The following is a 19,678-nucleotide window of genomic DNA, read 5'->3' on the forward strand; positions in this document are numbered from 1 at the left end:
TGAAGTCGTCGAGATCGGCGGGGTCGAACATCCTCCTGACCCGCTTGATGCCTCTCCCGACTGCAACGTATTTGATATCGCCGTTTGTAACATGCTCGCGCAGCGTGCGCTCGCACACCGCAACGTAGTTGGCGGCTTCAGCGACGGATAGAAGTCTCCCGCTCATCCCCGCACCTCACCAGCCAGAGCGCGGCAAAGTGCAATGTCATCCTCGTATTCCAGAGGAAGCTCTGCGCCGACTTCGGCATCGATCCATTCAGTGAGGCGGGCGATGATACGTATCAATTGCTTCGGGTGGGCGACGGTAGGCGCCTCTCCCTCAAGAAGAGTGACCCAATGCACACCGTACGCTTCGGCATATTTTTTGGCGTCGGCAACGTCCATCCCACGGTCGCCGTTCTCATGCCCGTAATAGGTTGAACCGACCCATCCGAAGGCACGGATCGCCTTCGCGGCCGTCCGGTATCCGGCGTTGATGCGTGCGCGTTTGAGCCTACCGGCTGCCGTGAGAACCCCGCTCATACCCCGGCCTCCTTAGCGAGCGCGCGACCATCTCTGACCCCGGCCGCGTATGCGCGTTCAAGTTCGCGGATGATGAAATCCTTGTCGGATACGCAATCGCAATATGGGGTTTCGCCTGCCATCCACGCTCTGATCTTGCGTTGGCGGACAAGGTTTGCGAGCAACATCGCTTGCCAATAGCGGCGGCGGCCTGAAAGCGGCGCCTTAACCTGCATGGCCGGCCTCCTTAGCGAGCGCGCGGACGCGCCGTCGTGCTGCCCAAGCGATGTCCTTCCACTTCACTGGCTCTTCGGCCTCTTTGAAGCTCCAACCTTCACCGCTATGAGCGTCGTATGTGAGGGCCGCTTCCACCTCCTCCAACACTCTCGCCCTTATGATCGGCAGGACGGCGGCGAGGGCGGCTTCCATGGCACCGTCATGGGTTGGGCGGTTCATATAGGCGGATTGCATCATCTCGACCCACTCCGCCTTGCGCTGCTGTTGGGTGAGCGCTGTCACGGGCGGTCCTTCTCTGCCAGCTTGTTCATGGCGGCTTGATGCACGTCACGAAACAGATCGTATCGCGCGGACAGAAGCTGCATTGAGCGGTCGTAAGCGTCCATGACGCGCCGATGGCTTTGGTTGGTCCACCAGCGGCAGGGGATAGAGACCAAAAGCGCCCCGACGATCAGGCCAAACATGAAGGCGGAGAACAGTGGCTCACTTGGCATTCCCGCCTCCCTCAAGCGCGGCGCGGCCGGCTTCGGTCACCGCCCATTCTTTCATGACCGCATAGACGCTCGGCACTTCGACGACGTGACCGCGCTTCTCCAGCCGCCGGCATGAGCGCAGCACGTCGCTTGTGCGAAGGCCCGGCGTGAAGTTCGGCCTATTCGACCAACTCAGCATGTTACGGATGACATAGGTCGCATTGCCGCTCTGGTATGGCGCTAGGACGGCCAGCACACGGGCATCAAGTTCGGCCAGCCGCTCACGCATCCTCGCCTCCTGTGGGAGGCTGAGGGCGGAGGAGGGCGCTCCCCTCCTCCTTCTCAGAGATCGCAGCCCAGCGGCAACCCGTGGCCGGCGGCTGGGAGGAGAACGCCATTATAGCATCAATCGACATTCGGTGGTGCCGGATGCCGCTTAGGCAAGCCTCGTTGGCTTCCGAGGCAATCGTGTAGTTTCGTCCGATCCTGCGGCGATACTCGTTGTTCTCTTCGATCTGCCGTTCAAGCCGCGCTATCTCGTCCTTATGCCAAGCGACGACCTCCTCCAGCGCCGCCCGCCGCACCGCCTCTGCGTCGGTGGGTGGGGGTGAGGCCTTGACCGCCATCGCCCGTTCGAGAACGGCAACCGCGCGATCCACGTGCGGGCGTCCGATGGTGCATTTGCCCGGCCCCATGATGACGTAGGTGCCAAGAACCTCGACAATCTCGGACAACAGATCGGGCGGCACCGCCTCGGCATGCGCGGGGGCTGCGGCGAGCGCTGCGTCGTAGCCTGCGCCCATCATCGGAGCTTGCGAGCCGTCATACGGCTCAGCGACCGGCACCATCTTGAACTCACCGCTTGTCATCGGAGACCTCCGAATACGGGTAGACATCGGCCGGCCCCGCAACAGGCTCGCCAGTCTCCAGATCCACGACCGGAGAGCCCGCGAGACATTCCGCATGGCAGATTCCGAGCTCGATATCCGTCGAGCATTTGTCGGTGAGGGTGAACGCGCGCTCGCAAATCGGGCAGCGGTGTTCATCGTTCATCTGCGCGGTCCTTCTGTGCGAGGGCTTGGCGGTCACGCCTGACGCACGTCTCGATGCTGGCGGCGATTTGCTGATTGACCGAATACTCCCCGCCGCCATGGGCGATCAGCGCGGCGAAGCAGATCCTGCTCTTGCTGTCCTCCATGTCGCGGGAGTTCTTGCAGGGCCATGCGTAATTTTCTCGGCCGCAGAAGCGGCAGGGCTGCTCACCCGCCATGGTCATCACTCCCCCTCCTTGGCCGGCTGGGACAGGGCGGCGCGGCAGCCGGGACAGCAGGCATAGCGCCCAAAAACCGCCCACCCGGTGCGTCGCGCTTCCGCCGATGCGCTCCGCAAGTCGATGCCCTGTGGATTGGCGTTCTCATCAGAGAAGCAGCGCAGTCTCATGTGCTGCGTGCCATCCGGCCACTGCTTCCGCTCGTTGCACATCACCTCGACATAGAAGGCCATCGCGCTCATCCCCTGCCCAAGGCGGCGCGGATGTTGGCCGCGGTCTCTTTGGCGAAAGTTCCGGGGTAGTTGACGTCCTCGGGGCCATATGGCTCGCCGGTGTTGTCGCTATAGCCGGTCGGGTCCGCGTAGTTGTCGAGAGCGTCAAGCGCCACGTCTACCAGCCCAGTCAGCCGCTCCACCTCGCCCTTGCAGGCCGTGAGGGCGACTTTGTGGTGCTTCGCGGCCGTCTTCCAGACCTCCGCCACCTGTTGCAGCCCCACGTTCTCGGCCTGCAATTCGGCGATGCGGGCGGCGTCGGCTGCGCGAGCCTCCTTAATCGCCTGCTCGATCATCTCCTGAAAGTGCGGGTATTGATCGAACGTTGCGTCGGACAGATCGAGGTGCTTGCGAGCGATTGCCGAGATGTCCACCATCCCGCCCGCTTCGCCTGCCGGCTGCTGCGCCCGTTCGGCCTTCTCACGCTCGTAGGCGTCGTGCAGGTTCAAGGCCGGCTGCTGGGAGGGCGCGGGGGTGGCGTCGTACTTGGCGACCTTTGCCGGGTCGGGGACGAACCGCATGCCCACCGATGACGCGAGGCCATCTACCGCACCGATCAACTCAGCAGATCGGCCCTCCTCCCGCGCCACCGGCGGGGCGACTTCGATTTCTGACAGGATGCGTCGCGTGTGGTCTGACTGTGTAGCGGCTTTGGCGGCATCGAGGGTGCGAACCACGCATTTGCCGCGACAGGTCGTGAGCCACCACTCCCATTCGCCGCCCTTCGTTCTGGCGATGCAGTAGTCACCGACAACCGTATGGGAGATGTATTGCGGATGGACGTTCTCGCGTTCGACCCACACCAACTCCCGCACCTTCACCGCCCCCGGCTCCTGCGCGGCAAGGGCTGGGGCTTGTGCGTTCCATTCCGTGAGCATCTGCAAGATATCTTCGTCCGGCAGCGTGTCCTTCCAACTGCCAACGATGGAGAGCAGCCAATGCGTGGCGCCGAGTTTGGTAAGCGCCTTGGAAATTTGCGCGGCGATCTGGCCGGTGAGATCGTCCAGCGGTGCAGAATACAAGGGCTCGACTCGATAGCCGAAGCCTGGGTCGGGCGGCTGCTTAGATAGAAGAACCCATGGTGACGGCTGAACGGCCAGCCGGGGGTTAACGCATGTCATGCGCCACGCGACCGGATCAGCCTTCACGGCATCGACTGCGGGCGCGGTGTCAGGGGTGCTCATACCGGGCCTCCATCAGGGAAATGTTCAGATGGTTCGTTCGCGAAACGCTTCCAACCGAATCCGGTATCGTGAAGCTGGCGCTCGGAACGGCGGGCGACCCAGATGACAATGGCGCAGACGATCCCGACGCCGATCACCAGAAGGGCAAGGAGGAGGTTCAGGTCAGCGTCCGTCATGCCGCGCTCCTCTCAATGTCGAGGAAGGCGCGGATCACTTCCGCCGCGACTTGCGGGACGATGGCGTTGCCGAAGGCGCGCACTTGAGCCACGCGTCCGGGAAACCCATGAGCCAGCACGAGTGCGCCGGATCCAGGAGCACACCGCCGACGTTCTCCGCGGTCCCAGCCGATACCTCGGCCAGTGACCACCCGAAACCGTTCCCAGAACGCCCCGCCCACTTCGCCTTGGCTTTCGCTCTCCGCTCCGCCTTGCGCAGGATGTTGCCGCCGTTTTCCTCGGCGGTTGGTGTTGGCCACCCAGTAAATCCGTGGCCTGCCGTGCGGCGCGCCAACGGACGCAGCGCAGATATCGATAGCCCCGCAGGCATCTCCCAGGTCTTCCAAGTCAGCGCGTATTCCGGCGAGCCATTCACGTCCATCTGAACTCGCAACCTGCTCTCCAAAAGCCACTGGAGGGCGGCACTCGGCGTAAAGCTCGTAAAAAGAGGGCCAGAGATGGCGTCTATCGGCATGGCCCTTTCGCTGTCCCGCGCTCGAAAGCGGCTGACAGGGACAGGAGGCTGTCCAGACAGGGCGGAGGTCAGGCCATCCGGCGAGCCGCAGTGCGTAGGACCATCCACCGATGCCGGCGAAGAAGTGGCATTGCGTGTAGCCCGCGAGGTCGTCCGGTCGGACATCCACGATGCTCCTCTCGTCGACATCGCCAGGCGCGATCAGGCCCTCGGCGATCAGGTTGCGCAGCCACTGGGCGGCATAGGGATCGATCTCATTAAAATACGCTCTAGCCTCAGCCATTTGCTCTTTTCCTGGCTTTGTATTTGCGCGCGAGCATGTTCACGCAGGCTCGGCACTGCCGCGCACCACGGGGCGTGATGATCAAGTTACTGCCTTCAAAAGGATGGCCGCGTTTGCAGAACAACTTCGCGGCGTTGCGGCCCATGGCCGTATTGCTGACGCGCATATTTTCGCGATGCGGAACAGCTCGAAGATGCTCTGGGTTGATGCAGCCACGGTTGCGGCAGATGTGATCTATTTCGTTTCCCTCGCCAATCTCTCCGCAGAAAAGACGATAGGAAATGCGGTGTGCTTGCTCGGGCCGCCGCCCGTTCCATAGGGTTCCGTATCCGGTAGGTTGTTTCGCGCCGTGCCAGTTCCAGCACCCGGTGTCTGGGTCAGCTATGAATTTGACTCGCAATCTAGCTTCAACGTCCGTCATGCCGCGCCTCCCAGGCCGATAGCCCATCCCCAAAGGACGGCTACGAAGATGGCCATGCCGATGGCGGGGGCGAGGACGTGCGCGATGTACTGGGCGGGGCTCATCGTGAGCGCTCCATAGATAGGGGCGAGCGCGGAGCTCGGGCTATTCGGGTGAGAGCGGGGCGTTCAGGGCCAGCAGGGCCAGCACCGCGAGGGCCACGGCGTCCATGAGGGCGATGACCAGTAGGAGCGTCATGGCGCCTACTCCGCCGCCCTGAGGAGGCCATGCCGAAGGCGAGGCGATGGCTCGTTGCCGACGAAGTACAAGCCTTCGTCTTCGTCGTGCTCGGCCTCTTCGGCGGCGATCAGCGCCATGGCGACGTGCCATTCGGCATTCGAGAGCAGGTCGGCCAGCGTTGCGGGGATGTCGGAGCGAAAATCGGCCGCGTCCTTCGGCTCGACCATGCCCGAGAGCTTGATCAGCTCTTCGACGATGGGAGCCGCTTCGGCCCGGCACCTGTCGAGTACCTGATCGAGAGCGCCGATAGCCTGCGTGATGCGGGGATCGGCAGCCTTGAGGGCGGCTTGGATGGTGGGGGAATGGGCCATCACGCCACCTCATCCGAGGTGCGGCCTTCGGCGCGGGCGATGGCGGCGCGAACCATGTCGAGTGCATCGGTGGCGATGCCCTCGCCTGACATCCAGCGCTCGGCCGCCTTCAGCGCCGCCAGCATGTCGGGCGCGGCGGCGATCAGGCGAGCGTTGGCGCTGCCTTCTTCGGCGGCGTTGTCCCGCCAGGAGGCGACGAATGCCGGGGTGTTCCCATCCTTGTCCGCCACAGGGAAACCGAAGCCGCCAACGGTCATCCGTCGACATTCGCCGAGGACCCAAGGCCCAGGAGTATGCGAAGCCATCTCAATCTCCGAAGAGAGAGGAAGCGCCCCGGCCATCTGAGGGGGCTCGGGAGGAAGGCCGGGGCGCGTCACCTCGGGGAGGTGATGAGTGGGTTATAAGTGGGATTATTCCCACCGTCAACATAAAAGTAGGAAATTTCCCTCTTCCGGTCAAAATCGTTGGCGACGGCACGAATCAGACTCGACTCTCCGCTTGAACGTTCTCATGATGAGAACATAAACGGAACATTAACCTTTGGAGACCGAGGATGGCCGAGGAAGGAGAGGGGCGGATTGTCGCCCGTTTTGCGATCCACATTTGCTGCGACAGCTGCTCCAGCACGAGTGCGAAGCGCCTGGATGTTCCAGATGTCGAGGATGCGCCGACGACGGTCGAGGAGCTTCTAGAGAGCGCGTTGCTAGCGCGTCAGACCTTCTGTTGCGAAGTTTGCGAAAGCCGGATTGCTTACGTCACGTCGATCAAGCGGCTGCGTGAGAAAGAGCCGATCCATGCTTGACGCGCCTCCCGCGAACCGCGACCGGGCGGAATGGATAGCGATTGCGGTCCTCGGTTCGATAGCCAAGGATCCGTCTCGGCTGGAACAGTTTCTGAACGTGACCGGGATCGCGCCGCGAGCTGTCCGCTCACTCGCGGACGATCCACGCTTTCTGGCAGGGGTGGTGGACTATGTAGCGGACGAGCCGGCCCTGGCGGCGATCATCGTGTCCGAATTGTCTCTGCACCCGGCCGATCTGAGCATGGCGCAATACGCGCTTCGGAGGCCGAAGATCGCGGAACCAAGCGCCAACGTCGTGCGTCTTCCGATCCCGCCAAGGAGAGTGAAATGAGCAAGCGCACCTTCTATGTCGTACAGCCTTATGAAGCCGGCAAGCGCGGGGCGATCCGAGCTGGCGCGCCGATGGAAGCCCGGACGCGAGAGGACGCCGAGCGGATCGCGAAGCGCCTCAGCCTGATCAAGCTTGGGGCGATTGCGTTCTCGAAGGACGTGGATCCCGACAGCGATGACGCTGACGAGCCCGTCCTGATCGCATCGTTCGGCCAGGTGCCCGAGGGCGTGCTCGAGGCCTGAACGAAAAGCCCGGCCTGAGCCGGGCTAGTTGTGACGATCAGCCTAGGCGACGAAGCCAAGGCGCTCATATAAATCAGCGGTGGCGGATAAGTTCCGGTCCAGAAAGAAAGAGCCCGGCCGAAGCCGGGCTAGTGCTGACCATCGCGCCTGAGGGGAAACATCAGGCGTCGGCAAAACTCACTATCGGCGCCGCGGTTCCCGGCCCAGAAACGAAAAAGCCCGGCACTTGGCCGGGCTTCTACTCCTCACCGACGGGCCGCCCGGTCTCAGGATCAACGTCGTAAACACCTGGGATGCGGACATCCCTCGGCCAGTACCCCAGCCCCGCAAGGCTGACGAACATGTCTCCGTGCCGCCACAGTATGGTTCCGAGATTCTTGTTCTTGTCCTTTCCGGCCAAAGGGACACCCTTTTGTTCTAGCGCCCGCACCAGTTCGCCTCGCTTCATCGGCTTGCCAAATTCGAGCAGAGTCTCACGCGCATAGCGAGCAATCGTCTCAGGGGGCAATTCCCCCCTTTCTCTTTTCACGACTTGTTCTTCAAGCGTGTCCGCCGGTGTTGCAAAATCAAACTCCGGCTGACTGACTCGAATGGTCTCTTCGAGCATCTGAATCGTGGCGTCGAGTTTATCGAGCTGGTCAACCAACCGAGCCCGCCGTCCCCGCAATTCACGCATTATCTGGCGATAATCTGCCATGGGTCGCTCAGCCCTGCTCAACACCGACACATGCAGCATCATACACCAGCCTCGTCTCGCCTGGAGAGTGGATTCCAAAGAAGGTTAACGGAATCTTAAGTCGGGCACAATCCGCCTCTGTCCCCACCCAAGGGTTGCCCGTCGAGTTGGGATTCGCTAGAGTCGGTGGTGTTGAGGTGCCTGGTAACGCAAACGGCTCCGGATGGCAGTCCGGAGCCGCTCATGGTTGCCAGCGTTTCTCGGGGCCTTGGAGTGCCATCCCGAGAACGAAGGCGTGTCACATATGTTTGCGTAACGCGCGAAGCGTATGTCATTCGGCCAGAGACTTCAAGGGCACGCTCCATAAGGGAGTGACCCCCATGTCCAGCAAGTGCTGTCATTGGGTCCGCCCCTACACGCGCACGCGGTTTGGCCGCGAAGAGCACGTGTGTGGGCACTGGCGCTGCTGCTTCCTCTAGGAAGCGAAGCGTGTCCCGCTAACTTTTGGCGCGCGATATGCCGCCCGAGGTGAGCTCGTCGTCGGGGAGATATTCCCGACGACCTTCCTTTGCTTCTTTAGCGAGAATGCGTGCAATTAACTGCACTCAGTGTCCCGGTCCCTCACCTCCGCCCCCACTTCGTAGGGCGGGTGATGTCGGTGACGAGGGCTACCACATTCTCGGGTACGTATGGGAAAGGCGCAGCAGGATGGCGAGGATCTTCACTTCGCGCCCGTCATCGGCTGTTAGATCGCGAGTGACAACGATTGGCTTATGCCGTGGATCGGTGGAGCGGGGCTGGAATTCGACCCGGTCGTCGAATAGCGCGACTTGTTTGACCGACCATTCCCGAAGGTGGCCGCCTGCCAAGCTCTGTTGCACCACGACGATCATTCCATCGCGCAACGGGGGGCTGCCGACATCCTCGTAATCGATGCAGATAATGCGATCCCCCGGGAAGAGTGGCCGGCCGGGGAGGGCGTTCATCGAAGTCCCAACAATATCAAAGGCCATGAGGCGCGCCTGCGGATATGTGGGATCGCGCGGTTCGTCGAACCAAACCTCATCGGCTTCATACAGTTCGTCCACGGGCCTGAACGCTCCCGCTTCGACCGGACCTTGCAGCCGCACGCGCACGAAGGGTGCTGACGTCTTCACGACGTCGGACACCAGCTTCTCGTCAGGCACCGGCTCGCCATTGATTGCAGCAGTGAGTTGGCCAACTGTCCAGTGGAGAGCCTCCGCCAGTCGCGCCATGCTTGGCTGGCGGACAGACTTCTTCTTCTCCTCGACGATGTCGCGAATGAACGTTTTCTCCATGCCAACAGCGGTTGCCGCCTCAACCGGACCCAGTCCGATCTCGGCAAGCCGCGCAGACACAACATCCTTCAATGGCCTGTTCATGTAGGAATTATCCCACGCGCGGATAGTCGCATGCGAATGGGAAATTTCCCTTGTATGGTGGGTTATATCCCACTATAAAGGAGCCATGGAACATGAACTCCGCTCCAATTTGATCGCCTGCGCCGAAGCTTTTGCGAGCGCGCGCGACCTCAAGCTCTCCACTGTCGGGCGGCTGGTTGCAAATGACGGCCAGTTCTTCGAGCGGATCAAGTCGGGCTCGTTCACCGCCAGGAAATACGACGAAGCCATCCGGTGGTTCGATGAGAATTGGCCGGACAGCGGAAGCTGGCCTGTTGCCGTGGCGCGGCCCTCGCAGGGAGGGGCGCAGGTATGAGCTTCGAGGCCATCAACTCGGCGATGTGGGCTAGTGCTGTTCAGGCTGCGGCGGGGAACGCTGAGGCCATCGCCGCCTTCAAGGCGGACACCGGGATGGACTTGCGCGCCAACCTGCCGGCCGTCCTGTGGGAATTCGTTCGATGGTTCACCGTGAACCATTGGGGCCTTGAGTTCGCGCCGCAGTCCTATCGCGACAGCCTGAACACGAAGCCGGCCGAGCGCGAGGCCACGCCATGACCTCAGCCGCCGGCCGCTTCCTGCATCAAGATCGCCTGTGCCAACGAGGCGATCTCCATCAGTTCCACGTCGCCATTATAGCCGGCGTGGGCTTCGAGTGCTGCCAGCGTCCTCACCGGGTCTCCTCTGCCAAGGAGAACCACATAAGCGAGGATCGCTGCTGCTACGGACTTGCTCATTCGTCACCGCTTCCGATTGACGTCTCGCATCAGCTTGCCTGCCAGCAGGCCGATACTCTGCCATTCCTTTCCCCGGCCGGACTTACCCACCGGCCCAACTTGACGGCCGATCTCGCCCTTCGTGCTGACGGTCGGTCGTCCCTTCTTCATTTCCGCGCCTCCGTAAGTGTTCGTCTGCCTTGCTCCAATCAAAGCAGAAAGGGCGGATCGGATGCAGGGAATGTCACCCAAATCTCGGCAATCTTTTCCAAATTCGGCAAAGGACAAGACCGTGCATGTCGCGGCTGACGACCCATCCCGGATTATCGACGACATCATCGGGCCGCGCGTCAAGCTGAGCGCTGCCCTTGAGGATATTGCCGAGCGCACGGGGATAACTGTCCGTCGCGTTCGGGCCTACTGGAATGGCGAGGTAACGAAGCCTCGTCCGATTGAAGTGAGGGCGCTGCGAGAGCTGCGCGATGGCTCCACGAAGGAGCGGCCAGCACCGGCCGGCTTCGTGAGCTGGGAAGAATTCGAGCGCGTGAAGGCGGAACGAGATGCCCAAATTGCTGAATTGCGAGCCGATCTGGCGCGCGTGCAGGAAACGATTGCCCTGGCGGCTGCGCTTGGCTCTCGCGGGTTTAGCGCGGAGGCGCGGCGAGAAATGGCGGCGTCGAGCCGATTGGCTGATGGAGGCTGATGATGATCGGTGAAGTCTATTTTGTTCAGGCTGAGAAAGGCCCGGTTAAAATCGGCTTTTCAACCGACGTGCCGCGCCGCATCGGACAGCTACAGTCTGGCATGCGGGAGATCATGACGCTCCTCGCAGTGATGCCCGGCGATCGTCGGACCGAATATTTCTTTCACCAAAAGCTCAGGGCCTTTCGGATTACCGGGGAATGGTTCCATCCCTCGTCCGATGTGCTGAAGGCAGCCCAGGATGCATCGAGCGTAGGGCTGGAGTCGGTGCCCCCTGATTACCGCCCACTGCCCGAATATGACCCGCCGTCGGGGTTCGACGACGATATGAAGAGCGAGGCGCGGTACTACTGCATTCAGATCGCGGGCCATCGAGTTGGCTCGGAGACGATCCGAGACCTGATGCGCCGGGTCGAAAAGGTCACCGGCGTCAAACTCCGCACAATTCAAACTATCTGGTACGCCGAACGTGGCATCGTTCATGCCGACGTCTATCGTGCTCTCCGCGAGGCCTTCGAAGCACGCGAGGCCGTCAGGCTCGAACGCGTGAGCCGTACCGGCAACTCAGAGCCCCACGTCTACCCGATCCTCGGGCCGGGGAGGGCGGCGTAATGCTTGATCGCACCATTCCCGAAGATCAACCACTATCCGATGCCGCCGCTGGCTTCGCGAAGGAGCAACTGCGCTCCTTCGTTGAGCGCATCGAGCGCATGGACGAGGAAATCCGCGCCCTCAACGCCGACAAGCGGGACATCTACGCCGAAGCGAAGGGCAATGGCTTCGACGTGAAGGCCCTCAAGACCATCGTTGCGATGCGCCGGCAGGACGCGGACACCCGCGCCGAGCGTGAGGCCATCGTCGACCTCTACCTGCAAGCGCTTGGGATGGCTGGCTAGCCGCCTCTCACGTGCGTGCACGTGCACGCGTAGCGAGCTGATCGCCGCCCGGCTCGCACACCCCTGCGCTTACCGAGCGGCTGTTCCAGAGAACAAGACAATGGATAGCATCTTCGACGACTACCGCAAGATCCGGGCTTCGGAGCAGCACACCGAGATTTCCTACCGCTTGCTGGAAATCCTCGGGTCGGTTTCCGACGCGCACCGCAAGGCCGGCGGCCTGCGCTTCCGCATGCGTAGCCTTGATATCCCCGTCGAGAACCGGTCTTTCATCGTGGATGAAGCCAAGGCCATCCGCCGCTCGCTGACGGCGCTGCTGGCCGCGCTCGACGACGTTGAGGGCATGTGCGCCACGCCGGATCCGACCCTCCTGCTGGAGGCCGCGGAATGAGGATCGATATCAACGCCCTGCGTAGGCAGATCGACGGCCTGCTGGCCGCGCATCCCGAGCTTGCCGAAGACCAGGATCTTCTCCGGGATATGGTGGAAGGTGAGACCGAAGCCTTCGAGATTCTCTCCCGGCTTGTCTGCCAGGCCGGGGAGGCCAAGGCCCTCTCGTTCGGCGTGGCTGAGTACATCAAGGAGCTGGGCGAACGTAAGGCCCGGTTCGACCGCCGGGTGGATGGCATCCGCGCTCTAGTCGTCTCCGTGATGGAAGCTGCCGGCATTGATAAGGCGATCCTGCCGGAGGCCACTCTTTCCATTCGTGCCGGCAACTCGAAAGCAGTTGTCGACGACGCCAGCCTTCTCCCGGATGACCTCGTTCGCATCGAGCGCAAGCCTGACATGGCCGCGATCAAAGCGGCTGTGGAAGTGGGGAGGGAAGTGGCTGGTATCCACATCTCCAACGGGGAGCCGTCGCTGACGGTGCGGGTGCGCTGATGGCTCGGAAGCTGGATCCTGTCATCGCCGACGCGCTCAAGAGCTTCGGCTTCGGCCCGGACGCGGCATGGGACTGCCACGGCACCTGGGTTGTCTATCACCGCGTACTTGAGCAAATCGCCGCGAAAGGAGGCATTCGCTTCGAACCGCCCATGCCGCTGGAAACCAATGGTGCCGCCAAGTCGGTAGCGATTTGTGTCACTGGCCATATGGGCGACAAGGCCGAATGGTCCATTGGCGAAGCCTCGCCGGCAAACAACAAGAATGGCTACCCCTATGCGATGGCAGAGAAGCGCGCCAAGGACCGCGTGATACTCAAGCTGATCGGGTTGCATGGTCTGGCCTATTCCGAGGATGAGGCGGACGATTTCAAAGGAAGCGCGCCGGCACCGTCTCAGATTGAGACGCATGAACCATCGGTGTCGCGCGCGCAGCAGGAGGATGCTCGTCGCCTCATCACGGCGGTGAACCAGTGTGAAAGCCTGAATGACCTCGACGCACTCGCTCGGCAGCCCGAATTCAAGGGTGCCCTGAAGGCGCTGCCGCCCACCCTCGCAGATCAAATCAGCGCTGCGGGCGCGGCCAAGCGGCGTGTGCTGACGCCCGCCAACGTGACGATGGCGGGATGAGCCATGTCCAGCCCCGCCGCTTTCCAAGGCACCTATTCGGATATGCGCCCGGTCAAGAGCCGGAAGGTTCTGCAGATCGTTGTCGAAATCCCGATAGAGCAGGGCGCCGCGTTCGTGGCGGCTTTCGGCATGCCGAACCCCGGCACCGAAAGCTGGGTGGCGCTTGCGAAGCTGGTCTCGCCTGAGGCCAAGCCCAAGGATAGCCGGCGGTGGGATGAGCTGAGCCCCGCCCAGCAGGCCGGCATTCGATGTGCTGAAAAGTCGTTCTGGGCCTTCCTCACCGAGCGCGGCCATCCCTGTGACACGGCCGAGAATGCTGCGGCGTTTGTCCGTTCGTGGTGCGGCGTCCGCAGTCGAGCGGACATCGCCGGCAACGAGCGCGCCGAGGCCGCATGGCTCGAACTGGATGGCGAATATCTCGCATGGATGAGGTACGCCGCATGAAAACGCGCACTCAGAACGACCCGATCCGCCGCGCCATCGCGCTTTGGCAGTCTGGCAAAGACACCGCTGAAATCGCCCATGCGGTCGGGCTTGAGGAAAGCACCGTCTACAACATCCTCGCGAGGTGGCGGTCATGAGCGCCTTCCGTATTGCCTATCACCCCGAAGCCTTCTCCATCTCGCACGGCAAGAAGCGGCCCCGTGTGGAGAATGGCGCGCACCTCAAGTTCATCCGCAAGCTTCCCTGCGTTTGCTGCGGCTCCCGCAACGTCGAAGCGGCCCATATCCGCATGGGCTCTCTGGTCCACGCCAAGCGCGACAGCGGCAAGGGAGAGAAGCCGGACGACAAGTGGACGCTCCCGCTCTGCCCCGACCACCACAGGGAGCAGCACTCCATGTCGGAAGCAGCATTCTGGACGGCAAAGGGTATCGACCCGTTCCTGCTGTCGCTGATCCTCGCTCAGTGTTCGGGTGACGAAGAGGCGGCTGAGGTCGCCATTGCGAAGGCGAGGCCGGCACGATGAGGAAAGAGATCATCGGCGACTGCACGCTTTACCTCTACGACTGTCATAGCATGTTGGCCGATATTCCGGACAATTCTGCAATCGTATCAGATCCTCCTTATGGGATCGCCTTTCAAAGAGGCGTTGGAGGGCAGGGAAAGCATTCAGTACGCAACAGAAAGGCTATTGTTGGAGACGCCCATCCCTTTGACCCGGCGATTTGGCTTAGCTTCCCTGAAGTAGTCTTGTGGGGGGCAAATCACTATGCCCAACGCCTTCCGCATGGGCGCTGGTTGGCATGGGATAAACTGGCTGGGGTTCCAGAGTACGATGATTTCAGCGACGTTGAGTTTGCTTGGATTAAGGGGCGCGGAAAGGACCGCATCTTTAGCCATCTCTGGAAGGGCATCTGCAAGGCGTCTGAAAAGGGAGGCAAGGAGCGCTGGCACCCTACACAGAAGCCCGTCGCGCTTATGGAGAGATGCCTAAAGGAAGTCGCGGGCTCTCCGATTGTAGACCCCTATATGGGGTCAGGAACGACCGGCGTTGCATGCGCAAAGGCGGGTCGCCAGTTCATCGGCATAGAGATCGATGAGGGCTACTTCAACATAGCCTGCGAGCGCATCCGCAAGGCCTATGCGCAGCCTGATATGTTCGTCGAACGCCCGGCGCCCCCGCAGCAATTGTCGATGCTGGGAGCGGCCGAATGATCACCCTGCATCTCCCTTTTCCGATCAGCACCAACGCCATTTGGCGCAAGGGGAAGGGACGCACCTTCAAAAGCAAGAAGTACGTCGCCTGGATCAAGGAGGCTGACGGCTGCTTTCTTGAGCAGGGCGGCAACCGCCTTCCGAAGATCAAAGGCCGCTTCGTCGCGACCATCACGCTATCTGACCAGCGGCGCGGCAGCTGCGACGCGGACAATTTCAACAAGGGCGTTCTGGATTTCCTCCAGCGCGTCAACGTCATCGCCAACGACAAATTCAGTGACCGCGTGACCGTTGAATGGGGCCCGGCTCCGGCCGGCTGCACCGTCACGATCACGCCGGTGGAGTGACCCCCATGGAATACGTCCAAGACCTTCCCGCCGACGCCAATCCCGAACGTACATATGGCACGCAGGAATTCGAAGCCCGGCGCGGAATCTTTGGCGGACTGGCGCGCCGGCATGTGCGGGACCTTGAGCCCGCCGCACCCATCCTGCCGCCGGCTGCCGCCCTTGCCCGCTGGAAGCAGGCCAATGCCCGATTGAACCGAGGCAAGCCCCAAGCTGCGTTCCCGTCTACGCCTCCGGCTGTGGCCGCGCCCTGTCCCGAGCCGGAGCCGGATCGAAAAATGGTGGCGCACCGCCAGAGAACCTTCATTTACGAGGCTCCAATTGAGCCGATCATGCCTGAGCTAGAAGCAGCCTGCCGGATGACGATGGCAGCGATCATCCGGGCGGTGAGCGCCCACTATGGGGTCTCTGTCGTCGATATCCTGTCGCAGCGCCGCGATGCGAGGGTCATGCGCCCCCGCCTCGTCTGCTATCACCTCGCGCGCTCCCTGACCCTCAAGGGCTTCCCCGAAATCGCGCGTCGCATGGGTGGCCGCGACCATACCTCGGTCATGAGCGGCTGCCGAAAGGTCCTCCGGCTGATCGAAAACGGCGATGCCGCGCTCGTCAAGGAAATCGCCGACATCACCGAAGCGCTGGGAGCGAAGGCATGAGCGCGCCCGGGTGGATGCCGCTGCACGTCAGTGAATATCTCGCTGACACTGGCCATTTGTCCGCCTCAGAGCATGGCGCTTACCTCCTGCTGATCATGCACTATTGGCAGCATCGCAGCTTGCCTGACGATGATCGGAAGCTGGCGCGCATCTGTCGGATGGCCTCTGACGATTTCGCTAGTGCGCGTGACACCCTCGCTGAGTTTTTCGGCGAAGGATGGACGCATAAGAGGATCGACGCCGAGCTCGCCAAGGCGGACGAAAAATACGAGAAGCGCGCGTCGGCTGGGCGCAAAGGTGGCATTGCTAAAGCTTCGGCTAGCATTGCTACAGCAATGCCAGAGCAATGCTCTACCAATAACACTGACATATACAAAACAGAAGAAGATACCAAGGCTAACGCCTTGGTTGTCGAACCCTCGCCGGCTTCGACAACGACATGCCCTGTCGCAGAGATGGTCGAAGCGTACCACGAGGCTATGGCCCCATCTGGTTGCCCAAGGGTCGCCAAGATCACACCCTCTCGGAAAGCCCGCGCCCTTCAGCGGTTGAAGGACTGCAAGGGCATTGATGGTTGGAAGGCCGCGATGGCGAAAGCCCGCGCCAGCCCGTTCCTGACCGGCGCCAATGCGACCGGGTGGAAAGCCGACTTCGATTTCTTCTTGCAGGCCACGTCTTTCACCAAGCTACTCGAAGGCTCTTACGATGCGAGACAACCCGTCCAACGCCCCGGCGGTGATCGCCCCGCGACCGGGCACGCTGCCCTCCTTGCCGCCGCGCGTAAACGCCTTGCTCCACAATCTGATGGAGGAAGCTGGGCGGCCGATGTATCCGGCGCGGTTGATGCCGAGCGAAACGGATCGGGCCGATATTTCCTCGCAGATAGCAGCCATTGAGAGGCAGTTGGCGCCAGGCCCAAGCGACCAGTCTCTTGCCAAAATCGCTGGCCTAATGCTGGTGCTGCCAGTGCAGGGCGGGACGACCGAAGAGGAGGCCGGCGCCCGACTAGACCTCTATGCTGAGATTTTGGCGGATAAGCCCGCTTGGGCAGTCGCGCAGGCATGCGACCGATGGGCTGGCGGCAAAGTATCAGCGAACGTGCGGTTTATGCCCTCGACGGGAGAGTTGTGCCGTCTCGCGGATGAAGCCACCGCACCTCATCGCGCCATGATCGAGCGGCTGAAGCGCGTCCTGATCGCCCGTCCTGCCGGCTCCCAGCCCAATCCAGCCGAGCGGGAGCGCGTGGCCCGCAAGTTCGGCGACCTCCTCAAGTCCATGACGATTCTCGACTAACCCCTCTCGTCCCCCTGCCAGGAGACACCTGATGGCCCGCAAGCAACTCGACGCATTCATCCGCCACAAAGCGGAGAAGAAGAACCGCCGACGCGATCCCGATGTGAAGGTCTTCGACAAGCGCGCCCTAGGGAACCCTCAGGGCGTCGTGGAGGGCGTCGAGGAGATCCGTGGCCCGATGGACAGTCACAAGGAGCGAAGCCTTGTGGTGCGTAACCTGCGGGGCGACACGCTGGCCTATCTCCGGGACCGCCGGCAGATCGGCGAGCACCAATACATCGCCGGGCGCCATTGGCAGGAGGTGTACGAGGCGGCGTGCGGAACCGTGCCCGCCATGGATACCACGAAGGAGCCAGTCGACGGGGGCGGCATCGCAACGGACGGCCTGACCGACAAGCGCAAGCGGGCGACCAAGGAGCTGCTTGCCGCCGATGTTCTGCTCAAGCCCGAAGGCGCCTATCTCATGCGCCATGTGGCGGGATCGGGCATCACGCTCGCACAGGCAGCCGAGGCCCGCGGCATCTGCACCAAGACGATGGGGCAGAAGTTCCGCAAATGCCTCGACATACTGGCTGTGGAATTTGGATATGCCGACCGCAAGATATTGACGATTCCGGTCAATCCGCTATGATTCGCTAAGTGGGTGATTTGCGCGCGGCGCGGTCACCCCTTTTGATTCTTGTCCCCAGCGGGCACCGAGTTGACCGGCGGCGTGGAAGGACACGCATTTGCCGTCTACGACCCCGATGAGCAACGGCACAATGAGTGGGTAGCCGGTATCAAGCCCGGCCCGGTCAAACAGTTCGACGCGGCAGTGGGCTATTAGGCTCCTATGCCCCGGCGCCGATGGTACGAGCATCCAGCGCCCCGCGTCGTTCCTATCGTGCATACCGAGTTTCGACGCGGGACGGTGTAGCTCAGCGAGGAGAGCACCCGGCTAGATCGGGAGGCCGCTGGTGCGAGGCCAGCCATCGACCCGCGTCGATCCAGTTCATCCGAGGTAGCTCAGACGGTAGAGCGCCGCGTTGAAGGCGCGGGCGTCGGCGGTTCGAGCCCGCCCCTCGGGACCAGTTCCTGACGAAGCCTGTAGCTCAGGCGGCACGTAGCTTTCGGGCGTGTGGCGCTCCCCCGAGCCGAGAACGGAGGGCAAGCCCGCGAATTGACGCGGCATCGTCTAGCCGGGCGTAGCGCCCCGGCCGTCAGGAAGCGGATTCTAGACGAGGGAAGGCGGCAGCGTACTTCATGGCGAAGTGAGCCACGGGCCGTAGCGCCAAACTAGCATCGCCACGCTCGACCGCGAGCTCAAGCGAAATGCGCTCAAGGGCCAGAACGTGGATATGTCGCAGCCGCGTCTTCCCTGTCTCGATGTCGACAAGTGCCCGCTGGGTGATCCCCAGCATGCCGGCGAGTTCGTTCTGTGTGAGGCCCCACTTCTTGCGAAGGCCGGCCACCGCGCTGTTGCTTTCCAAGGCTTTGCCTCCTATCTTCCATCGGGAACCGGGACCGCATTCGCGCGGCCCCGGCCCCTCCGGACTAGAAGGAGATGGAGAGTACCAGTCTCCATCTCCCCCACCGGAGATCGATAGAGAGTTTGACTCTCATGCTCGGTCTCCGTAGTGCGTCAGGCACAATCATCTGACATGATCTTTATATGAAGTTTCTTCACTTAAAGCAAGAGAATTCTCGCTGTTGATGTGAAGAAAATACACTAAGGAGCCCGCCCGCACCCCGCGAGGCGGGTTTTTCGTGTGGGTGCCGAATGCTGCGCTTGCTCAAGTCGCTCTTCGCATGGCGGACAGTTCGAGATCAGGGTGTGTGGCTCTATCAGGAGAACGCGGTGACAGGCGCCCGCCGCGCCATACGTCAGAGGCACACAGTGTGGTCGCCCATCGATTTGGAGTGGCTTGAGGCCGGCACCGCGCATTACACGGTGATCGAGATCTGATGACCCGCTTCAAGGAATGGCTGACTGAGGTTGAGCGGCGTCTGGCGTCTGGCGTCTGGTGGCCGGGTGAGGTTTGCCTGATGTCGGACGTGGGGTTGGCCGTGCTCGGGTGTGCGTGGATTGGCCTCGTCTTCGCGTGGCTGGTCGTGCTGCCGACCATCGGCCTGCTTTGGTGCTTCGGCTGGATCTGATGGCCTACCATCGCGGCAGTGCCCGGCAGCGTGGCTACACCAGCCGGTGGGACAAGGCCCGCCTGACCTTCCTCGCAGAGCATCCTCTGTGCCGCATGTGTGAGGCGAGAGGTGAGGTGACAACTGCCGTGGTGGTCGATCACATCGAGCCCCACCGTGGCGATCAGCGCCTATTCTGGGACACGGACAATTGGCAGCCGCTCTGCGAGCCGCACCACAACAGCACGAAGCAACGTGAAGAGCATCGAGGCTTCGGCATCGGATCGGACCTGAGGGGCCGTCCCCTTGACCCAAAGCACCCTTGGAACAGGGCGTGACGGATCGGTCCAAAGGGGAGGGGGAGGGGCAAAACCTCCAGGCCCTGGGGGCACGGACCGG

General features: G+C 62.2%; 43 protein-coding genes, 2 tRNA genes and 1 pseudogene. 25 read left to right on the forward strand and 21 right to left on the reverse strand.

Annotated features, from left to right (window positions below):
* Position 1: 1 nt before the first annotated feature.
* The 16 genes and pseudogenes from KHC19_RS26495 to KHC19_RS18455 all read right to left on the reverse strand — a co-directional run.
* Positions 2–166 (reverse strand): annotated as a pseudogene (locus KHC19_RS26495) (helix-turn-helix domain-containing protein); the annotation flags it as partial.
* A complete protein-coding gene (locus KHC19_RS18385; protein ID WP_213354062.1) occupies positions 163–522 on the reverse strand; it encodes a helix-turn-helix domain-containing protein in 360 nt (119 codons plus the stop codon). The pseudogene KHC19_RS26495 and the gene KHC19_RS18385, both read right to left, overlap by 4 nt.
* A complete protein-coding gene (locus KHC19_RS18390; protein ID WP_213354064.1) occupies positions 519–737 on the reverse strand; it encodes a hypothetical protein in 219 nt (72 codons plus the stop codon). Before KHC19_RS18390 ends, KHC19_RS18385 begins: the two co-directional genes overlap by 4 nt.
* Positions 727–1,020: a hypothetical protein gene (locus KHC19_RS18395; protein ID WP_213354066.1), complete on the reverse strand. Its 294-nt coding sequence runs from the start codon at positions 1,018–1,020 to the stop codon at positions 727–729. Before KHC19_RS18395 ends, KHC19_RS18390 begins: the two co-directional genes overlap by 11 nt.
* The gene (locus KHC19_RS18400) at positions 1,017–1,232 is read right to left on the reverse strand and encodes a hypothetical protein (protein WP_213354068.1); all 216 of its coding nucleotides are present in this window, start codon (positions 1,230–1,232) and stop codon (positions 1,017–1,019) included. Before KHC19_RS18400 ends, KHC19_RS18395 begins: the two co-directional genes overlap by 4 nt.
* On the reverse strand, positions 1,222–1,500 hold the full coding sequence (locus KHC19_RS18405; RefSeq protein WP_213354070.1) for a hypothetical protein: 279 nt from the start codon (positions 1,498–1,500) through the stop codon (positions 1,222–1,224). The genes KHC19_RS18400 and KHC19_RS18405 overlap by 11 nt, the downstream gene beginning before the upstream one ends.
* A complete protein-coding gene (locus tag KHC19_RS18410) occupies positions 1,493–2,080 on the reverse strand; it encodes an enterotoxin A family protein (protein ID WP_213354071.1) in 588 nt (195 codons plus the stop codon). Before KHC19_RS18410 ends, KHC19_RS18405 begins: the two co-directional genes overlap by 8 nt.
* The gene (locus tag KHC19_RS18415; RefSeq protein WP_213354073.1) at positions 2,067–2,264 is read right to left on the reverse strand and encodes a hypothetical protein; all 198 of its coding nucleotides are present in this window, start codon (positions 2,262–2,264) and stop codon (positions 2,067–2,069) included. The genes KHC19_RS18410 and KHC19_RS18415 overlap by 14 nt, the downstream gene beginning before the upstream one ends.
* A complete protein-coding gene (locus tag KHC19_RS18420) occupies positions 2,254–2,487 on the reverse strand; it encodes a hypothetical protein (protein WP_213354075.1) in 234 nt (77 codons plus the stop codon). The genes KHC19_RS18415 and KHC19_RS18420 overlap by 11 nt, the downstream gene beginning before the upstream one ends.
* The gene (locus tag KHC19_RS18425) at positions 2,487–2,714 is read right to left on the reverse strand and encodes a hypothetical protein (protein ID WP_213354077.1); all 228 of its coding nucleotides are present in this window, start codon (positions 2,712–2,714) and stop codon (positions 2,487–2,489) included. The genes KHC19_RS18420 and KHC19_RS18425 overlap by 1 nt, the downstream gene beginning before the upstream one ends.
* Positions 2,715–2,719: 5 nt before the next feature.
* Positions 2,720–3,937, reverse strand: coding sequence for a hypothetical protein (locus KHC19_RS18430; RefSeq protein WP_213354084.1), 1,218 nt, complete (start codon positions 3,935–3,937; stop codon positions 2,720–2,722).
* Complete coding sequence (locus tag KHC19_RS18435; protein WP_213354086.1) at positions 3,934–4,113, reverse strand: hypothetical protein; 180 nt, start codon at positions 4,111–4,113, stop codon at positions 3,934–3,936. The genes KHC19_RS18430 and KHC19_RS18435 overlap by 4 nt, the downstream gene beginning before the upstream one ends.
* Positions 4,110–4,910: a DNA cytosine methyltransferase gene (locus KHC19_RS18440; protein WP_213354087.1), complete on the reverse strand. Its 801-nt coding sequence runs from the start codon at positions 4,908–4,910 to the stop codon at positions 4,110–4,112. Before KHC19_RS18440 ends, KHC19_RS18435 begins: the two co-directional genes overlap by 4 nt.
* Entirely contained in the window at positions 4,903–5,331 is a 429-nt protein-coding gene (locus KHC19_RS18445) for an HNH endonuclease signature motif containing protein (RefSeq protein WP_213354089.1), read from the reverse strand. The genes KHC19_RS18440 and KHC19_RS18445 overlap by 8 nt, the downstream gene beginning before the upstream one ends.
* 242 nt (positions 5,332–5,573) lie before the next feature.
* Positions 5,574–5,921, reverse strand: coding sequence for a hypothetical protein (locus KHC19_RS18450; RefSeq protein WP_213354091.1), 348 nt, complete (start codon positions 5,919–5,921; stop codon positions 5,574–5,576).
* Entirely contained in the window at positions 5,921–6,262 is a 342-nt protein-coding gene (locus tag KHC19_RS18455; RefSeq protein WP_213354093.1) for a hypothetical protein, read from the reverse strand. Before KHC19_RS18455 ends, KHC19_RS18450 begins: the two co-directional genes overlap by 1 nt.
* Before the next feature lie 212 nt (positions 6,263–6,474).
* Here KHC19_RS18455 and KHC19_RS18460 point away from each other — a divergent pair, with 212 nt between their 5' ends.
* The 3 genes from KHC19_RS18460 to KHC19_RS18470 are packed head-to-tail and all read left to right on the forward strand — an operon-like array spanning position 6,475 to position 7,296.
* The gene (locus KHC19_RS18460) at positions 6,475–6,723 is read left to right on the forward strand and encodes a hypothetical protein (protein WP_213354095.1); all 249 of its coding nucleotides are present in this window, start codon (positions 6,475–6,477) and stop codon (positions 6,721–6,723) included.
* Positions 6,716–7,054 carry a DUF3572 family protein gene (locus KHC19_RS18465; RefSeq protein WP_213354097.1) on the forward strand — a complete coding sequence of 113 codons (339 nt, stop codon included), beginning with the start codon at positions 6,716–6,718 and terminating at the stop codon, positions 7,052–7,054. The genes KHC19_RS18460 and KHC19_RS18465 overlap by 8 nt, the downstream gene beginning before the upstream one ends.
* Positions 7,051–7,296 (forward strand): hypothetical protein, encoded by a 246-nt coding sequence (locus KHC19_RS18470; protein WP_213354099.1) that lies wholly within the window; start codon positions 7,051–7,053, stop codon positions 7,294–7,296. Before KHC19_RS18465 ends, KHC19_RS18470 begins: the two co-directional genes overlap by 4 nt.
* A 238-nt stretch (positions 7,297–7,534) precedes the next feature.
* Here KHC19_RS18470 and KHC19_RS18475 read toward each other — a convergent pair whose 3' ends face one another.
* Positions 7,535–8,035: a hypothetical protein gene (locus tag KHC19_RS18475; protein ID WP_213354101.1), complete on the reverse strand. Its 501-nt coding sequence runs from the start codon at positions 8,033–8,035 to the stop codon at positions 7,535–7,537.
* A gap of 605 nt (positions 8,036–8,640) precedes the next feature.
* The gene (locus tag KHC19_RS18480; RefSeq protein WP_213354108.1) at positions 8,641–9,375 is read right to left on the reverse strand and encodes a hypothetical protein; all 735 of its coding nucleotides are present in this window, start codon (positions 9,373–9,375) and stop codon (positions 8,641–8,643) included.
* 85 nt (positions 9,376–9,460) lie between these two features.
* Between KHC19_RS18480 and KHC19_RS18485 the strand changes: the two genes are divergently transcribed.
* Complete coding sequence (locus KHC19_RS18485) at positions 9,461–9,709, forward strand: hypothetical protein (RefSeq protein ID WP_213354110.1); 249 nt, start codon at positions 9,461–9,463, stop codon at positions 9,707–9,709.
* On the forward strand, positions 9,706–9,948 hold the full coding sequence (locus KHC19_RS18490) for a hypothetical protein (protein ID WP_213354112.1): 243 nt from the start codon (positions 9,706–9,708) through the stop codon (positions 9,946–9,948). Before KHC19_RS18485 ends, KHC19_RS18490 begins: the two co-directional genes overlap by 4 nt.
* A gap of 2 nt (positions 9,949–9,950) precedes the next feature.
* On the opposite strand, the gene KHC19_RS18495 is transcribed toward KHC19_RS18490, so the two are convergent.
* A complete protein-coding gene (locus KHC19_RS18495; RefSeq protein WP_213354114.1) occupies positions 9,951–10,127 on the reverse strand; it encodes a hypothetical protein in 177 nt (58 codons plus the stop codon).
* A 3-nt stretch (positions 10,128–10,130) separates the two neighbouring features.
* Entirely contained in the window at positions 10,131–10,277 is a 147-nt protein-coding gene (locus KHC19_RS18500; protein ID WP_213354116.1) for a hypothetical protein, read from the reverse strand.
* Between the two features lie 70 nt (positions 10,278–10,347).
* Here KHC19_RS18500 and KHC19_RS18505 point away from each other — a divergent pair, with 70 nt between their 5' ends.
* The 17 genes from KHC19_RS18505 to KHC19_RS18585 all read left to right on the forward strand — a co-directional run bounded on the left by KHC19_RS18505 (position 10,348) and on the right by KHC19_RS18585 (position 18,234).
* The gene (locus KHC19_RS18505) at positions 10,348–10,809 is read left to right on the forward strand and encodes a hypothetical protein (RefSeq protein WP_213354118.1); all 462 of its coding nucleotides are present in this window, start codon (positions 10,348–10,350) and stop codon (positions 10,807–10,809) included.
* On the forward strand, positions 10,809–11,420 hold the full coding sequence (locus KHC19_RS18510; RefSeq protein WP_213354120.1) for a GIY-YIG nuclease family protein: 612 nt from the start codon (positions 10,809–10,811) through the stop codon (positions 11,418–11,420). The genes KHC19_RS18505 and KHC19_RS18510 overlap by 1 nt, the downstream gene beginning before the upstream one ends.
* Entirely contained in the window at positions 11,420–11,704 is a 285-nt protein-coding gene (locus tag KHC19_RS18515) for a DUF2312 domain-containing protein (RefSeq protein WP_213354122.1), read from the forward strand. The genes KHC19_RS18510 and KHC19_RS18515 overlap by 1 nt, the downstream gene beginning before the upstream one ends.
* A 100-nt stretch (positions 11,705–11,804) precedes the next feature.
* Entirely contained in the window at positions 11,805–12,095 is a 291-nt protein-coding gene (locus KHC19_RS18520; RefSeq protein WP_213354124.1) for a hypothetical protein, read from the forward strand.
* Positions 12,092–12,586 carry a siphovirus Gp157 family protein gene (locus tag KHC19_RS18525; protein WP_213354126.1) on the forward strand — a complete coding sequence of 165 codons (495 nt, stop codon included), beginning with the start codon at positions 12,092–12,094 and terminating at the stop codon, positions 12,584–12,586. The genes KHC19_RS18520 and KHC19_RS18525 overlap by 4 nt, the downstream gene beginning before the upstream one ends.
* Complete coding sequence (locus KHC19_RS18530; protein ID WP_213354128.1) at positions 12,586–13,215, forward strand: trna delta -isopentenylpyrophosphate transferase; 630 nt, start codon at positions 12,586–12,588, stop codon at positions 13,213–13,215. Before KHC19_RS18525 ends, KHC19_RS18530 begins: the two co-directional genes overlap by 1 nt.
* Positions 13,216–13,218: 3 nt before the next feature.
* Complete coding sequence (locus KHC19_RS18535; protein WP_213354129.1) at positions 13,219–13,659, forward strand: hypothetical protein; 441 nt, start codon at positions 13,219–13,221, stop codon at positions 13,657–13,659.
* Entirely contained in the window at positions 13,656–13,796 is a 141-nt protein-coding gene (locus tag KHC19_RS18540; protein ID WP_213354131.1) for a terminase gpP N-terminus-related DNA-binding protein, read from the forward strand. The genes KHC19_RS18535 and KHC19_RS18540 overlap by 4 nt, the downstream gene beginning before the upstream one ends.
* Positions 13,793–14,182 carry a DUF968 domain-containing protein gene (locus KHC19_RS18545; protein ID WP_213354139.1) on the forward strand — a complete coding sequence of 130 codons (390 nt, stop codon included), beginning with the start codon at positions 13,793–13,795 and terminating at the stop codon, positions 14,180–14,182. The genes KHC19_RS18540 and KHC19_RS18545 overlap by 4 nt, the downstream gene beginning before the upstream one ends.
* Positions 14,179–14,871, forward strand: coding sequence for a DNA-methyltransferase (locus KHC19_RS18550; RefSeq protein ID WP_213354141.1), 693 nt, complete (start codon positions 14,179–14,181; stop codon positions 14,869–14,871). Before KHC19_RS18545 ends, KHC19_RS18550 begins: the two co-directional genes overlap by 4 nt.
* The gene (locus KHC19_RS18555) at positions 14,868–15,218 is read left to right on the forward strand and encodes a RusA family crossover junction endodeoxyribonuclease (protein WP_213354143.1); all 351 of its coding nucleotides are present in this window, start codon (positions 14,868–14,870) and stop codon (positions 15,216–15,218) included. The genes KHC19_RS18550 and KHC19_RS18555 overlap by 4 nt, the downstream gene beginning before the upstream one ends.
* A 5-nt stretch (positions 15,219–15,223) precedes the next feature.
* Entirely contained in the window at positions 15,224–15,871 is a 648-nt protein-coding gene (locus KHC19_RS18560) for a helix-turn-helix domain-containing protein (protein ID WP_213354145.1), read from the forward strand.
* The gene (locus KHC19_RS18565; RefSeq protein WP_213354146.1) at positions 15,868–16,767 is read left to right on the forward strand and encodes a YdaU family protein; all 900 of its coding nucleotides are present in this window, start codon (positions 15,868–15,870) and stop codon (positions 16,765–16,767) included. The genes KHC19_RS18560 and KHC19_RS18565 overlap by 4 nt, the downstream gene beginning before the upstream one ends.
* A 55-nt stretch (positions 16,768–16,822) precedes the next feature.
* Entirely contained in the window at positions 16,823–17,164 is a 342-nt protein-coding gene (locus KHC19_RS18570) for a hypothetical protein (protein ID WP_213354148.1), read from the forward strand.
* Positions 17,165–17,195: 31 nt separating this feature from the next.
* Entirely contained in the window at positions 17,196–17,795 is a 600-nt protein-coding gene (locus KHC19_RS18575) for a hypothetical protein (protein ID WP_213354150.1), read from the forward strand.
* A gap of 275 nt (positions 17,796–18,070) precedes the next feature.
* Positions 18,071–18,141, forward strand: a tRNA-Leu gene (locus tag KHC19_RS18580).
* Positions 18,142–18,158: 17 nt separating this feature from the next.
* A tRNA-Phe gene (locus KHC19_RS18585) sits at positions 18,159–18,234 on the forward strand.
* Between the two features lie 129 nt (positions 18,235–18,363).
* Here the strand turns inward: KHC19_RS18585 and KHC19_RS18590 are convergent.
* Positions 18,364–18,633, reverse strand: coding sequence for a helix-turn-helix transcriptional regulator (locus KHC19_RS18590; RefSeq protein ID WP_213354152.1), 270 nt, complete (start codon positions 18,631–18,633; stop codon positions 18,364–18,366).
* Positions 18,634–18,923: 290 nt separating this feature from the next.
* Here KHC19_RS18590 and KHC19_RS18595 point away from each other — a divergent pair, with 290 nt between their 5' ends.
* From KHC19_RS18595 to KHC19_RS18605, 3 genes are all read left to right on the forward strand, one after another.
* Positions 18,924–19,109 carry a hypothetical protein gene (locus KHC19_RS18595; protein WP_213354154.1) on the forward strand — a complete coding sequence of 62 codons (186 nt, stop codon included), beginning with the start codon at positions 18,924–18,926 and terminating at the stop codon, positions 19,107–19,109.
* Positions 19,109–19,300 (forward strand): hypothetical protein, encoded by a 192-nt coding sequence (locus KHC19_RS18600; protein WP_213354156.1) that lies wholly within the window; start codon positions 19,109–19,111, stop codon positions 19,298–19,300. The genes KHC19_RS18595 and KHC19_RS18600 overlap by 1 nt, the downstream gene beginning before the upstream one ends.
* Positions 19,301–19,395: 95 nt before the next feature.
* Entirely contained in the window at positions 19,396–19,617 is a 222-nt protein-coding gene (locus tag KHC19_RS18605; protein ID WP_246549152.1) for an HNH endonuclease signature motif containing protein, read from the forward strand.
* Positions 19,618–19,678 lie beyond the last annotated feature (61 nt).

Source organism: Ancylobacter oerskovii, assembly GCF_018390555.1.
GTDB lineage: Bacteria > Pseudomonadota > Alphaproteobacteria > Rhizobiales > Xanthobacteraceae > Ancylobacter > Ancylobacter oerskovii.

Excerpts from the sequence above, each read along its gene's own strand:
- KHC19_RS18445 (WP_213354089.1), bottom strand. The coding sequence starts at position 5,331 with ATGACGGACGTTGAAGCTAGATTGCGAGTCAAATTCATAGCTGACCCA.
- KHC19_RS18600 (WP_213354156.1), top strand. The coding sequence starts at position 19,109 with ATGACCCGCTTCAAGGAATGGCTGACTGAGGTTGAGCGGCGTCTGGCG.
- KHC19_RS18490 (WP_213354112.1), top strand. The coding sequence starts at position 9,706 with ATGAGCTTCGAGGCCATCAACTCGGCGATGTGGGCTAGTGCTGTTCAG.
- KHC19_RS18505 (WP_213354118.1), top strand. The coding sequence starts at position 10,348 with ATGTCACCCAAATCTCGGCAATCTTTTCCAAATTCGGCAAAGGACAAG.
- KHC19_RS18460 (WP_213354095.1), top strand. The coding sequence starts at position 6,475 with ATGGCCGAGGAAGGAGAGGGGCGGATTGTCGCCCGTTTTGCGATCCAC.
- KHC19_RS18550 (WP_213354141.1), top strand. The coding sequence starts at position 14,179 with ATGAGGAAAGAGATCATCGGCGACTGCACGCTTTACCTCTACGACTGT.
- KHC19_RS18495 (WP_213354114.1), bottom strand. The coding sequence starts at position 10,127 with ATGAGCAAGTCCGTAGCAGCAGCGATCCTCGCTTATGTGGTTCTCCTT.
- KHC19_RS18470 (WP_213354099.1), top strand. The coding sequence starts at position 7,051 with ATGAGCAAGCGCACCTTCTATGTCGTACAGCCTTATGAAGCCGGCAAG.
- KHC19_RS18435 (WP_213354086.1), bottom strand. The coding sequence starts at position 4,113 with ATGACGGACGCTGACCTGAACCTCCTCCTTGCCCTTCTGGTGATCGGC.
- KHC19_RS18515 (WP_213354122.1), top strand. The coding sequence starts at position 11,420 with ATGCTTGATCGCACCATTCCCGAAGATCAACCACTATCCGATGCCGCC.
- KHC19_RS18500 (WP_213354116.1), bottom strand. The coding sequence starts at position 10,277 with ATGAAGAAGGGACGACCGACCGTCAGCACGAAGGGCGAGATCGGCCGT.
- KHC19_RS18450 (WP_213354091.1), bottom strand. The coding sequence starts at position 5,921 with ATGGCCCATTCCCCCACCATCCAAGCCGCCCTCAAGGCTGCCGATCCC.
- KHC19_RS18485 (WP_213354110.1), top strand. The coding sequence starts at position 9,461 with ATGGAACATGAACTCCGCTCCAATTTGATCGCCTGCGCCGAAGCTTTT.
- KHC19_RS18565 (WP_213354146.1), top strand. The coding sequence starts at position 15,868 with ATGAGCGCGCCCGGGTGGATGCCGCTGCACGTCAGTGAATATCTCGCT.
- KHC19_RS18540 (WP_213354131.1), top strand. The coding sequence starts at position 13,656 with ATGAAAACGCGCACTCAGAACGACCCGATCCGCCGCGCCATCGCGCTT.
- KHC19_RS18455 (WP_213354093.1), bottom strand. The coding sequence starts at position 6,262 with ATGGCCGGGGCGCTTCCTCTCTCTTCGGAGATTGAGATGGCTTCGCAT.
- KHC19_RS18575 (WP_213354150.1), top strand. The coding sequence starts at position 17,196 with ATGGCCCGCAAGCAACTCGACGCATTCATCCGCCACAAAGCGGAGAAG.
- KHC19_RS18545 (WP_213354139.1), top strand. The coding sequence starts at position 13,793 with ATGAGCGCCTTCCGTATTGCCTATCACCCCGAAGCCTTCTCCATCTCG.
- KHC19_RS18440 (WP_213354087.1), bottom strand. The coding sequence starts at position 4,910 with ATGGCTGAGGCTAGAGCGTATTTTAATGAGATCGATCCCTATGCCGCC.
- KHC19_RS18555 (WP_213354143.1), top strand. The coding sequence starts at position 14,868 with ATGATCACCCTGCATCTCCCTTTTCCGATCAGCACCAACGCCATTTGG.
- KHC19_RS18595 (WP_213354154.1), top strand. The coding sequence starts at position 18,924 with ATGCTGCGCTTGCTCAAGTCGCTCTTCGCATGGCGGACAGTTCGAGAT.
- KHC19_RS18420 (WP_213354075.1), bottom strand. The coding sequence starts at position 2,487 with ATGACCATGGCGGGTGAGCAGCCCTGCCGCTTCTGCGGCCGAGAAAAT.
- KHC19_RS18425 (WP_213354077.1), bottom strand. The coding sequence starts at position 2,714 with ATGGCCTTCTATGTCGAGGTGATGTGCAACGAGCGGAAGCAGTGGCCG.
- KHC19_RS18410 (WP_213354071.1), bottom strand. The coding sequence starts at position 2,080 with ATGACAAGCGGTGAGTTCAAGATGGTGCCGGTCGCTGAGCCGTATGAC.
- KHC19_RS18415 (WP_213354073.1), bottom strand. The coding sequence starts at position 2,264 with ATGAACGATGAACACCGCTGCCCGATTTGCGAGCGCGCGTTCACCCTC.
- KHC19_RS18465 (WP_213354097.1), top strand. The coding sequence starts at position 6,716 with ATGCTTGACGCGCCTCCCGCGAACCGCGACCGGGCGGAATGGATAGCG.
- KHC19_RS18390 (WP_213354064.1), bottom strand. The coding sequence starts at position 737 with ATGCAGGTTAAGGCGCCGCTTTCAGGCCGCCGCCGCTATTGGCAAGCG.
- KHC19_RS18525 (WP_213354126.1), top strand. The coding sequence starts at position 12,092 with ATGAGGATCGATATCAACGCCCTGCGTAGGCAGATCGACGGCCTGCTG.
- KHC19_RS18405 (WP_213354070.1), bottom strand. The coding sequence starts at position 1,500 with ATGCGTGAGCGGCTGGCCGAACTTGATGCCCGTGTGCTGGCCGTCCTA.
- KHC19_RS18510 (WP_213354120.1), top strand. The coding sequence starts at position 10,809 with ATGATGATCGGTGAAGTCTATTTTGTTCAGGCTGAGAAAGGCCCGGTT.
- KHC19_RS18430 (WP_213354084.1), bottom strand. The coding sequence starts at position 3,937 with ATGAGCACCCCTGACACCGCGCCCGCAGTCGATGCCGTGAAGGCTGAT.
- KHC19_RS18400 (WP_213354068.1), bottom strand. The coding sequence starts at position 1,232 with ATGCCAAGTGAGCCACTGTTCTCCGCCTTCATGTTTGGCCTGATCGTC.
- KHC19_RS18530 (WP_213354128.1), top strand. The coding sequence starts at position 12,586 with ATGGCTCGGAAGCTGGATCCTGTCATCGCCGACGCGCTCAAGAGCTTC.
- KHC19_RS18520 (WP_213354124.1), top strand. The coding sequence starts at position 11,805 with ATGGATAGCATCTTCGACGACTACCGCAAGATCCGGGCTTCGGAGCAG.
- KHC19_RS18535 (WP_213354129.1), top strand. The coding sequence starts at position 13,219 with ATGTCCAGCCCCGCCGCTTTCCAAGGCACCTATTCGGATATGCGCCCG.
- KHC19_RS18475 (WP_213354101.1), bottom strand. The coding sequence starts at position 8,035 with ATGATGCTGCATGTGTCGGTGTTGAGCAGGGCTGAGCGACCCATGGCA.
- KHC19_RS18570 (WP_213354148.1), top strand. The coding sequence starts at position 16,823 with ATGCTGGTGCTGCCAGTGCAGGGCGGGACGACCGAAGAGGAGGCCGGC.
- KHC19_RS18385 (WP_213354062.1), bottom strand. The coding sequence starts at position 522 with ATGAGCGGGGTTCTCACGGCAGCCGGTAGGCTCAAACGCGCACGCATC.
- KHC19_RS18480 (WP_213354108.1), bottom strand. The coding sequence starts at position 9,375 with ATGAACAGGCCATTGAAGGATGTTGTGTCTGCGCGGCTTGCCGAGATC.
- KHC19_RS18560 (WP_213354145.1), top strand. The coding sequence starts at position 15,224 with ATGGAATACGTCCAAGACCTTCCCGCCGACGCCAATCCCGAACGTACA.
- KHC19_RS18605 (WP_246549152.1), top strand. The coding sequence starts at position 19,396 with ATGTGTGAGGCGAGAGGTGAGGTGACAACTGCCGTGGTGGTCGATCAC.